General features: G+C 38.7%; 4 protein-coding genes. 1 reads left to right on the forward strand and 3 read right to left on the reverse strand.

Features of this window, described 5'->3' with window-relative positions; genetic code table 11:
- Positions 1-347: 347 nt before the first annotated feature.
- Positions 348-1,253, forward strand: a complete 906-nt coding sequence (locus BKM01_RS05050; protein ID WP_099816295.1) for an IS5 family transposase — start codon at positions 348-350, stop codon at positions 1,251-1,253.
- Positions 1,254-1,360: 107 nt separating this feature from the next.
- Here BKM01_RS05050 and BKM01_RS10775 read toward each other — a convergent pair whose 3' ends face one another.
- From BKM01_RS10775 to BKM01_RS05060, 3 genes are all read right to left on the reverse strand, one after another.
- Complete coding sequence (locus BKM01_RS10775) at positions 1,361-1,504, reverse strand: hypothetical protein (RefSeq protein ID WP_157769616.1); 144 nt, start codon at positions 1,502-1,504, stop codon at positions 1,361-1,363.
- A gap of 147 nt (positions 1,505-1,651) precedes the next feature.
- On the reverse strand, positions 1,652-2,581 hold the full coding sequence (locus BKM01_RS05055; protein ID WP_072362028.1) for a hypothetical protein: 930 nt from the start codon (positions 2,579-2,581) through the stop codon (positions 1,652-1,654).
- 1 nt (position 2,582) lies between these two features.
- Entirely contained in the window at positions 2,583-12,209 is a 9,627-nt protein-coding gene (locus BKM01_RS05060) for a transglutaminase domain-containing protein (RefSeq protein ID WP_257790292.1), read from the reverse strand.
- Positions 12,210-12,359: the final 150 nt, after the last annotated feature.

A 12,359-nucleotide genomic window follows, 5' to 3' on the forward strand; every position in this document is an offset into this window, starting at 1 on the left:
GTGGGGGATTAATATGAGAACATGGTTGGGCATCCATGTTCTCAATCTACTTTTGGTTTGCTAAAGAACTAATTATGAACTTTTTTCAATCCAACTTCTTAAAAATACATAACATTTAAGTATTACAGACATGTTGCTGTATATACAATATCAAAATTGTCTGTAAGCTATTTTGAATAAGTATTTCCTACGGTGAATTTAATATCTCTTTGTAATTTTCAATGGGACTATAATATTATGGCTCTGTAGAAACCCTTTCCTCTAACTTTCACTAATACATCATTATTTTTATAAGAAGAAGTCCCCAATGTGATTCTGGATAGACAAAACACAAAGGGGATGAATGTATTTTGTCAAATGAGTACTTAAACTTTATCGATACAGCTATGTCTGTAGCTGGAAGATCCCATCTTCCAATCTACAGCTGTAAGTATTCCAAAAGAAAGTATACTCAACATCAGTTACTGACTTTGATATTATTCAAAGATTACATAAATGAAAATTACAGAAAATTTGTTAAAATTGTTGACTTAATGGATAGTGTTCAGTCCAAGATTGGTATAAAACAAGTACCTCACTTCACAACATTACACAAATTTACCAATAGAATATCTTCATTCTATTTCAATAGCTTACTTCACCAAACTCTGAAACTCTTCTATTCGCATGGCGAAAAAATACCTCTGGTTGCTATTGATTCAAGTGGATTTACAGGAGGACATTGTAGCTACTATTATTCTGTAAGAACAGGAAAAAAGAGACGGTCGTATCTGAAAACAAGTATAGCTGTTGACGTTGAGAATTTCATTGTAACTGGTTTTAAGATTTCAGGTAAACCTGTGCATGATGCAAAGCATGCATCGACATTACTTAGACAATGTCACAAAAGGAGAAAAGCTGATTGTTATCTGATGGATAAAGGATATGATTCTGAAAAGGTACATGCTCTAATCAATGAAGAATTGAAAGCAGAAGCCATCATACCCGTAAGATGCAGAAAAAGGAAAAAGATCAGGGGAAAATACCGTCGTAAAATGAGAGATGAATTTGATGAAGACATCTATCATTATAGAAACCTGGTAGAGACGATGTTTTCTGTTTTGAAAAGGAAGTATAGGGAAGAACTCAGGGCAACAAAATACAGAAATCAGGTCAAAGAGGTCAAGTTCAAATTATTAATCCATAATATAGACAGGTCTGTCTCTGTTTCAGTAATTATTCAAATGGGGATTTCTACAGAGCCTGAAATATAGTCAATTAAAATCTAATATTATTTTAAAAAAGAGCTCCCTTTGCAGGGAGCTTAACAATCCAAAACACAGGAAGGAGGTTGTAGAAAGGCCATTTTAGGATTTTTCGCTCACCCCCGGTTGTACCCGTGGCCCGAATAGAGCCGATACATCCTGTTGCGACGAATCTTCCCGTTGTTGTCCAAAATGGCTGAAAAGACAATTGCCGGGTCAATATTTTTTCCCTGTTTGTATAGCACCACTTTTTCTATCATTTATTTCTCCCCACTCCTTGAGGTTTTAACCCTGGAGAGTAGATTGGCAGGGAGATATTTATAGTGCTGCAATTGGGCTACATATGTTAGGGGTTTGGGTAAGGATGGTTGTTTAAAAATTTATAATTATATATGAAGGGGAGTATATCAAATTCCCCTTCGTTTAACTCCTGTAGCAAATAAAAGGCCCAAAATTAAAACGATTGCTTCAAATCCGGGAAGAAAGCCCCTTTCGTCTTCGTTTTCAGGAATGTTCTGGGTTTCATCACTTCCCACATCTTCATTTGGCACATCAATCTGCTCATCACTTCCAGATGGTATTGCTTCATTTCCATCATTTTCTGATGGATTTGTAATGGCTGGAGTAGAACCTGTACCACTACTGCCTTTACCTGTGCTTATAGCATTTTGATCATTTCTTTCTGCAATCTCTATTAGAATACTTTGGTTACTTTCAGCACCCATTTCATCTTCTGCGGTTATGGTAATTTTATGCGTTCCTACAGAATCGAGGTTTGAATAAAATGATGTACCATTACCGATTATTCCACTGACATTTGTACTCCATGAAATGTTTGTTTTCTGGCCTTCTGGGTCAGATACATTTGCAGAAAATAATATTTCATCTTCCGGAGAATAGATGCTATTCATCTCAGGAGAAATAAGATCAATTACAGGTGGATCGTTTATCTCACCATCAAAATACTGAGTACTGCTTTGAACCAAAGTCTGTCCTCCATCTAAATCCGCAAAGATATCATATCTGATGTAATGTAACCCGTCCATATCAGTAATAAAAGGAACAGTATAATTTATCTGATTCTCACCCTCTTCAAGATCAAACTCCTTAGTTCCATTTACTATAAGTTTATTTTCAGGATTGTATATCATCAGCTGTAACTCTGCAGGAGCTTCTTTATTTGCATCAAGCAGCAGATTTACAGTGATATTATCCCCTGAGAAATATTTATCCTCTGCAGCACCTGAAAAGGAAGCTGTTAAGGCAATCAAAATAAAAAGACCCAGAAGGGTCAAAACCATTGGTCTGACAAAACCTCTTCTGCTGATAGATACCATTTCATTCACCTTCCTTTTCCATTTCGATTTCTGCAGCCTTTACAATCAATTTGAAACCATGTATGTCTAACAGATATTCTCCGGAAGTGTTCCCATAAGTAATATCATAACTGTACATGCCTGACATTATGTTAGGTACTTCAAATTCGATTGTAGTATTGCCCGTAATATACTCTTCATGATCAAGGCCGGGACCAACTATTGTCAGATTGTCCGCACGGGTTACATTAACATTCATGGTAACGGTCTCTTCGGCCTCATATGCCTGCTTTTCTGTGCTTATTCGAAGGCCATTGATATCTCTTTTATCATGGATGTAATCAGAGTTTATATACAGGGAACGTCCTGAATCCTCTCCCCCCTCGGGTGCATTCAGATAGACACTGATAAACACTTTATTATCGGTTTCAGAAATAGGAATTTCCACTGAGAAGTTACTGGTATTGCTACCATCGACTGTGAAATTATGGATATCTTCAAAATCGAAGTACTTGACCCTGCTGTAAAGATCCAGGGTATGGTTTCCATTATTGCTGATCTGCATGGTAAGGGTTGCATTCTCCCCTGGCAGATAAGACCGCCTGTCAAGCCAGGAAGTAACGGTAACATTGGCACCTTCCAGATAGAAACTGCTCTCATTTAACTCGTTTTCTTCAAGACCATAGTACATCCTGTAATAACCTTCAGGAAGGTCATCAGGTGCTTTGAAAGAGAAGGAGAAATTATGTTTTTCTCCAGAGTCAATCCAGTAAGCCATGGATTCTTCATATATACCCGGGATATCCAGATACATATCGGTCATTCCTCCAACAGAACCTGTATTTGAAACAGTGAAATTATAAGTGACCGTTTCAGCAGGCTGCACCCTTTGCTTATTCGAAGAGGCGGGTACAACATTAAATTGAGGTAATTCTATATTGAAAGTGGAATTTGTGAAATTGATCACCTTTTCATTTTCAAGCAAAGTTACATTCAGGGTATAGTTTCCTGAAGACTCTGGCAAAGGAATTTCGTACCCTGTACTGATATTTTCCTCTGCAGAGAGGTTAATCATTTCAGTATCTTCATAGAAATCCGTAACTACCGACAGAGTTCCGTTAAAGGGAAGCTGTGGTTGACCATTGCTGACATTAACCAGGAATGTGAGATTGCCTGAGACAATATCCAATTCTCCAGTTTCAAAGTCCACCAACTCATTTGCAGAGAAAGAAACCTCTTCAAACACAACAGGTATGTCACCACTTGCATTCAATGTATAATCTCCTTCAGCCAGATCAAAGACCAGCACGTCTTCAATACTTTGATTTATACCCAGCAGATATGATCTGTTTGTCTGTGTTGTTGCGTTGACTGAAAAAGTTATATTGAAATCACTGTTATATTCACCGATGTTGGTTATGTTTACCGGGATCTCTACAGTTCCGGCTCTGTATATAGGCTGACATTGACAATCAATATCCACTCTTTCTCCCAATTCGATCTCTTTTGTAAGGTTTTCAGAGCTGTCTCCTGTAAAATTGGCGATAATGGTGGTGTTTGTGTCAATGGTTGCATTAAACTCTACAGACCTTGAGGTTCCGGGTGGAAGAACAAAACCAAACTCATCCTCATCAAGAACAAGATTTTTGATTTTCACATCTGTCCTTGCCTCGACATTACCCGGATTCTTTGCAAAAAGCTCTACAGTAAATGCCTCATGGTTTACAATTTCTGGAGCATTCATACTGACCTGGATTACAGGATCTTCCACAATAATATCCCTGGTGACAACAGTATCACCAACTACGACACTTACTGTATGATTGCCGGGATTAAGATCGGGGATTTCAACTTCCAACCTGCTATTTTCTGCAGATGCGATTGAAAGATCAGATCGATTGAATTCATTCCCATCAATTAAAAGGACAAGCTCCCTTTCAAATAGTGCAGGAGCATTATTGGAAACAAGAACATTGGCATTAATCGTCTCATCTGTCCTGTAATATTCCTTTGCAGTAGAAAGTGCCACAGAGACATCTTTTTCATAGACATCTACAGAAACCCGGTCAGTATCCGTTATCTGGTTATAATCGGTTACAGCTTCGAGTTCAAAGGTCAATCGTCCTTGATTATCTGAAAGGTATTTGTCCTGATAATTCAGATATGTACCTTCATTGTCGAAATCTGCAAGGTTGACGGTTTTATCCATGACAAGTTGCTTTTCTTGGCCACTAAGGGATGTAATCCAACCTCCTTGAATGAAGTCGCCTCCACCTTCGTCATGTAATTCTTGGTTGAAGTATCCACCATATACCAGTACACTTCCGTCACCGCTTTCTAATTCGTATTGGGTATTTTGCGGTATCATATCTCCACTGTATTCATTCCAGTTTTCACCGTCGAAGATGTATAGCCAATTAGTATATACTTCTAAAGCATATAGTTTCTCACCCGCGGTGGCTAATCCAGAAGTGGGTCCCATACTTTCTTCGGGACCTGAAGTTTCAGGATTTTCAGGATTATAACTATACAGCTCTAATTCTAATTCATATGTTTGATAGACTATCCAGTAAATCCTCTGGCTGTACTCAAACTCACGAACATTCGTAAGTCCTGTTTCATAAGTTAAAACATCATCAGATGTGTAGTTATATTCATGTATAGTTCCAGATGAATCAATAACAGCAACTATCTCTTCAAAAGACGTAATGTCCTTTGGCTTACTTATATCTGGAACATTGATATCCGATGTTCCCAATCCATCAGAGATAGTGTAAACAGAAACACTTTCAGAATCAAGTATCCATAAATCTTCATTATGACCTTCAATTAATGAAACTTCAGATTCATTATAGTCACTATTTGATTCATTGAATATTGAGATATCTTTTGTATTCTTATCAATACGAAGCAGATTGGCATCAGACGTAATCCAGATATAATCTTCAGTTAATGTGACGTCAGCTTCCCAACTTTCAACTGGCACTTCCATTTCAGTCCAGGCCTGTGAAGATATATCATAAATATTGAGTAAATTGTAATTTAAATTTACAATAAACTCACTATCTCCTTTTAGTAGGTATGGACTAAAGTTAGTTTCCAGAGTAAATTCATCAGAAGATGACACACCTTCTTGCAAATAGGCTTTGATAGATGCATTTCCTTCGGGTACTGAACCGGTGTAATTTAACCTGACATCATAGGATACATTGTCATTTTCAAGATATTTTGTTCTGTCAGTTCTGATCTGTGGAGTAATAGTAATTCCTTCTACTGGCAATGATGCAGAAGTGGAATTACTCAAACCAGTATCTTTGTCTTTGACATCAACGAACAAAATGTAATTACCCGACATAATACCTTCAGGGATTTCAAATGCAAGGTCCACAGAACCACTGGATGCATCCTTTTCCTCAGTAGCATTTGAAATAGTATTGTTCTTTGCATCAAAGAAGGTCATTGTAAACTGGCCATTATCAATAGTTGTGATATTGTCCAGTGACACACCTATTGAATCTCCCTGGCTATATTCGGTACGATTAAGAGTAATCTCAAAGCTTGGATCTGGAATATAGGCAGGCACAGCCCTGCTATCTTCTCTACCCAGCTGGTCTGTAAACTCAAAAGTGAAAGTATAGGTGCCACTTTCCAGACCGACGGGTACTTCCAGAGACAATTCCTCAGTTTCTCCGATACCAGCCGAAGAAATTGTTCCAGTGGAATTTTCAATTTGGATGCCATTATCCATGATTCTAAGTTCATAGTCTCCTGAAAGAGGAATTGCTCCTGTATTCAAAACACTAGCTATAAGATATTCATTGGGTGTTACAGTTTGGGTTTCTAATTCCAGTTTATATTCTAAACCGGATACAGGAATTGTCTTTGAAAATGTCAGAATTCTTCCACTGTTTTGTTCTCCACAGCGGACAAACAAATTATAAGACCCTGTAGGAAGGTTTTCAGGAATATTATAGGTAAGTACCGATTGTTCTCCTGAGGGAGTTGAAGCCTGCTGAGTTCCCAGCTCTTCATTATCCAACCAAATCTTTACATCAGATACAGCATCCAGCTTTCCAACGTTTTCAATTACAAAACCAAGACTTTCTCCGGTAACATGTTCATTTTCAACAACATTAAAATCCAGATCAAGTCCATTTATTTTTGTGCTATACTCCCTCTCGCCACTCATATCATAACTGCTGTTCTCATAACTCAAACTCAAGGCGTATGCTCCACTGGGAAGTGAAGGTGAGAGAGGAATTTCCACAATTTTTTCTTCACCAGAATCCAATGTGACATTTTCTTTTGTGAATACAGAATTAGAACTGCCCTTTCTAAGTTGTGCTCTCAGGTCAACTGTCGTATCAATACCTGAATTATTAAGTATCACAGGTATATACCCATCAGCACGCAACTCGTCTTCTTCCATGGACATATTCAGGTCAAGACCCCTAACTTGTACAGGAATGGATTGCCGGGTGGTTCTGGAAGTGCCCATATTCTGAATATCATATGCCAGATTGTATTCTCCGGAACTTACCATTGGGACCGGGACCTCTACATTTATGGTTGCATTGTCCTCTATTTCAATTCCTTCACCATTTTCCGAAGTTCCAAGGAAATATATAGAATAATCGGTGCTGGTATCTGAAGGCCCTTCATTTGTAATGTTGAAAGTAAGATTGCTGCCTGCTACTGCGTATGATGGTAACGAGGGGGTAAGTTTTGACGTCCCGCCTGTATATGTCAATTGCTTGGTTATCAATGAATAATCCTGTTTTGATTTTTCATTTGCCTGGAGGTCTATCGTAATTGCACCTGCAGCTACATTTGATTTCACTGGCAACTCATATTCGATATCCTTCCTTTCTCCTGCATCCAGCACAATTTTGCTATAGTTTTGATATCCTATATCCTCTGGACTGCTTATGTTAAGCATAAGCTCGGCAGGAGCATTTCCGTTGGTAACAGATACCTTAATGATTTCTTCTGTATCCTTCACCAGAACAGATGATGAAAGATGAGCCCACAGTTTGGGTGAATAGTCAAAGGAGTATTCTGTATCATCCAGTATATTCGTATCTTCCAGGAGGGTGAATGATACAGTATGCCTTCCAAAGAATGTTTCATTAAAAGGTATCTGAATTCCAACTTGGCGGGAACTTTCAGCTTCAAGATCCAATGTCATTGTATCGGAATAAGCTGTATTCCCGTCAGGTGTCACATAAATAGTTTCAATTTCAAGGCCACTGAAATTTGTCTTTTCCATATTTTCAACAGTGATGTTGAAAGTGTTTGTTGCATTGAAGCGATAAACAGGTTCTTCTGACACATCAATGTTCAAAACCTTTTCTTTTGCAAGAATGTATTGGGAATTGGTGCCAAGCCGCCGGTCATCTTTTGTGACTTCAACCACAAAATTATAACTACCAGTCTTTTCAGGGCTGAAATTTATGCTGCCATTATAAGGCTGATCATCGGTTATGTTCGAAATTGTATTTTCACGCTTAATCAGGTTGGATTTTGCATCATATATTTTCACCTCTACTGATGCATTGTAAATATTTCCTGTTTCCTCATTAATTGTGAAATTCAACGTATTGTTACTATTGAGCCTAAATGTATCTCTGGAATCAAATTCAATTTCCAGTTTGGGATTGAAGGAATAGAAACCAAGACTCGAAGATCCGATCTTTTTATCATTACTGTCATAAAGTTTGGACCATAAACGATCAAATGTACGTACATTTTCAAGTTCGTGATTGAAAGAAGCGCTACCCTGAGCTGGTACTTCAATTTCTTCTTCGAGGTTGTACCATGAACGGTCGCTTTCCTTTATTCCATAAGCATCATCATATTCTATCCAGCCGTGATGCGGGAAACAATATTTTAAAGTGACATTTTGATCATTATTCCCGTGATTCCAAACTGTGACTGTAAAAACCGCATTACTTCCGTAAGCAAAATGGTCATTGGTTGACCTGACACTATAGGTAATATCAGGGGTTGTACTGTATCCCTTATCAGAGGTAACATATTTTCCAATAGCAACTTTTCTGGCATCATATTCAGTGTATATTGTGTCACTCTCATTTACAAGAATATAGTCCAGGTTCCACACACCAAGTGTGCTCCCGTTTCTTGGGTCACAGGAGAAATTGACTTCCCTGCTTGAGCCGGGTTCAAGTTCGGGATCAAGATTTATTGTGTCTTCAACCTCAGAACTGCCAAGTGGATCGGTAAACGTGAAATTGACCTTTGTGGCTGCAAAATCTCCTTTGTTGGTTATGTTTACCGGGATCTCTATACTATCTGTATCAAGTATTGCTTCTACATTGGCCGGATTTTCTGCCCATGCCAGTACATCACGTACTAGAAGTTCGCCCTGCAAAGTTGAAGCGCCATCAAAGTAAGCCCAATCGTCATATACCGAGGTTGCAATTACAGTTCCATTATAGTAATCGTAAGCAAGCATGGCAGGCATACTATTCTTATTACGCTTCAAAATGATAGTAGAATTTTCTGGATAGGTGGTAAAATAACCATCAATGTTTACTGTAAGGGTTGGGTTTGGCTGGCCTGAAACCGCCGGATGGTAAGTACCGATACTTGCCGCATTGTACAGACAGCTCTGGTCTTCCTGCCATCCCGCTCCTCCAACCGATCTTGTACCATTGTGGGGGAGGATATTATATTCATAACCATGCTGCTGGGCCATTACAAATAAAGTTCCACCCTCTGCCACATATTCTGCAAATTTATCTCTTATGAGAGTCGATGAATCCAAGCCATATAAAGAGCCTGAAGGTAAAAATAGCACCGGTGTGTCATGTACAAGCTGCTCGGTGTCAGCAGTAGTGAAATCCTGAACCCTTATCAGTTGAACAGGTATTCCTCTGTTTTCAACCATTGATTTTGCAGATGCATAGAAGCCTTTTTGAAGCATCAATACATCGGGTGCCAGTTCAAGTTCTTCATTAATGGTATCATAGTTCTTTACAATATTGGTATAGATACTTGATTGGGAATCACTGAGATTATAAATTGTTGCCAAATCTTCGTTATTTGTATAATCCCTGAACTTTTCCATATCAAGCTGGCCGAGCTTATATTCATTGAGGCGTACAGGAGTTGTATATCCTTTTTTATAAGCATTCCTGATCTGTAAACTTGTCATATCACTATTACGGAGTTTTGAACTTGCCACACTGAATGTATCATCCGGGTGATCTCCTCCGGGACTGGAAGGTTCTAGTGGATCGTCTTCGGGTTCTGGCAGGTCATCAAGTTCAAGTTCATCTTCCAGCTCTTTTTCATCGGGCTTCTCTTCATCTCCGGGAAAATCGTCATCCTCTTCTTTATCCTTTTCCTCTTCGTCTAAGTCATCGTCTTCTTTATCTTCCTGCTCTTCTTTCTCCTTATCCAGATCAATCTCTTCCTCTTCTTCGACCTTTTCCTTCTTCTCTTCAAGTTCCTCTTTCTTCTCTTTCAGTTCTTCCTTTTTCACTTCCAGATCTTCTTTTCTAATCTGCTCTTTCTTATCCTTTAGTTTCTCCTGAGTTTCTTTATATTCTGTCATTGATTTTTCATAATCTGCTTTTGCATCATAAACATCAATAACAGTTTTACTAAGTTCGGTTACACGGTCAGCTGTAAAAGCCGTTACAACAACAAGTCCTGCAGTAGTAGCTGCTGTTACGCCAGCAGCAGCAGTGGGGACGACTGTTGTCACCACATATCCGGCTGCATTGACCGCTCCTGTTACTGCTGTTTTTGCAACCCGGGCAATTGTAGATCCAGTTCCATTTACTGCTTCTCCTACCGTACTGATTACACCTGTAGCAACTCCAGCAACTTTGCCTCCGGTATCAGCGATAACCTTTGCAGTTCCTTTCACAACACTACCGGCTGCTGATACACCTGCTTCCAGGCCGGTTTTAAGGGTATCCAGCCAACCCCATCCTTTTCCATCAGGACCGTAATAAGAAGAAGCGCCGGTAGCCGGATCAAAAACAATAAACACACTTCCTGTAAAATTACCGACTTCTACTTCTTCACCGGGAACAATAACAGTATACCCTGATTCTACAGCATTTTCTACTATTATTTTCTGATCTTTAGAGATACTGAGGGAGGAATTTTTATCTGCCCAGTTTGAATCATTAAGTGTTAGTATCGGAATGCCTTGATCTCCTGCTTCTCTTATAATTTCCGAAGTGGAGTAGGCTGTTACATTGTAACTAAGGGAAAGCATGCTCTGTTCCATAGAAGATGCGGTCATTCCCCGGGTAAAAAGAAAAGCATATGACTTTGCAGAATCACCATCTTTTGCTGCAGGATTTATAATGTCCCGTACGATGTCTGTATAAACACCGTTCATCTTTATACTTCTATTATCATCTGCTTCAGTAATATCAAACTCAGTTCCAACGAGAATCACAGATGGATGTCTGGTATATACAACGTTTGTAGCTTTAGCAGCAATATTATTGTATAATCCGTATTTCCCCCAAAAAGTAAGTGCCTGTAAGTTCAAAAGTTCCCCATATAATTCGTCTTTTGTAACATTGAAATAATCCATATCCAGCAGTTCACTGGTTACTTCATACCTTTCTACTCTCTCAGACATATGAGCAGTTGAAACCGGTTGCAATGCAAGACCAATTACAAAATAAGCACCTGTTTGAAGTGTACGGGTGTAGGAATCAGTTTGCCCGCCCGGTGCAATGAAACTAATTTCCAGCTCTTGTTCAGAACCCAGTGTTTCTGGATCTCCAACAGCTTTTAGTGCGCCGTCCACTCTAAGAAGTGCGGACATATTAATTTCAAGTGCATTCAATTCACTTAGATTATCTGTACTGTTAAAATTAGTCCTATCGTCCTCATTGCTGGGTTCATAAAAAACAGAGATCCTTTTTCCTGCTACCTCTGTTGTATCCAGGACAATATCAATTCCAGTGAAATTAATTCCCAATTTATGGTTGAATATATCGGGCAGGTCTGCATATTCTCCATGCACTCCTATTGTCTTATATGGAAGTTCTTCTGGTATAGTATCGTAATCTGTGTGAGGTATGATTTGTTTTGTGCCAAAAATTTCACTGTTGCTCTTGTTTGCATATTTGGTATTGATAAGAGAACTGAAATTGTCACTCATTATAGAAAAAGAACTATTTATGCCTGAAATATTAATGCCAGTTACATTATCACCGGAAGTATTGATATTATCTTGCAGAATGGAACTATAATTATCTGAATCCTGTGCAAGACTTATGAGATCCATTCCAGAAGTATAATTGTATTGTTTGAAAGATGGGTCAAATTGAATCCAATTTCCATCTACATAGGCCTCTACCCATATATGATCAAACTGTATTCCATTAGAAACAGATTGTGCGGATATTCCATTTTTCAGAAGCATATCCTCAATGGCACTTTCATTTTCCATCCCAAAATAATTCTTTGCCTGTTCGCTATCGAGCTCTATTGTCCCGTAAACATAGCGAGCAGGGATATCAGAAGCCCTGAGGAGACTTATTGTAAGAGAAGCTAGATCAGCATCATTGCCTTTTCGATCCATATAGGTAAGGTGGGCTCCCTTTAGGGAACCAAAATAGGGTACGTATTCGGGCTCTGTAGAAATCCCCATTTGAATAATTACTGAAACAGAGACAGACCTGTCTATATTATGGATTAATAATTTGAACTTGACCTCTTTGACCTGATTTCTGTATTTTGTTGCCCTGAGTTCTTCCCAGTACTCATTTGACAAAATACATTCATCCCCTTTGTGTTTTGT

It is taken from the genome of Methanohalophilus portucalensis (assembly GCF_002761295.1).
GTDB lineage: Archaea > Halobacteriota > Methanosarcinia > Methanosarcinales > Methanosarcinaceae > Methanohalophilus > Methanohalophilus portucalensis.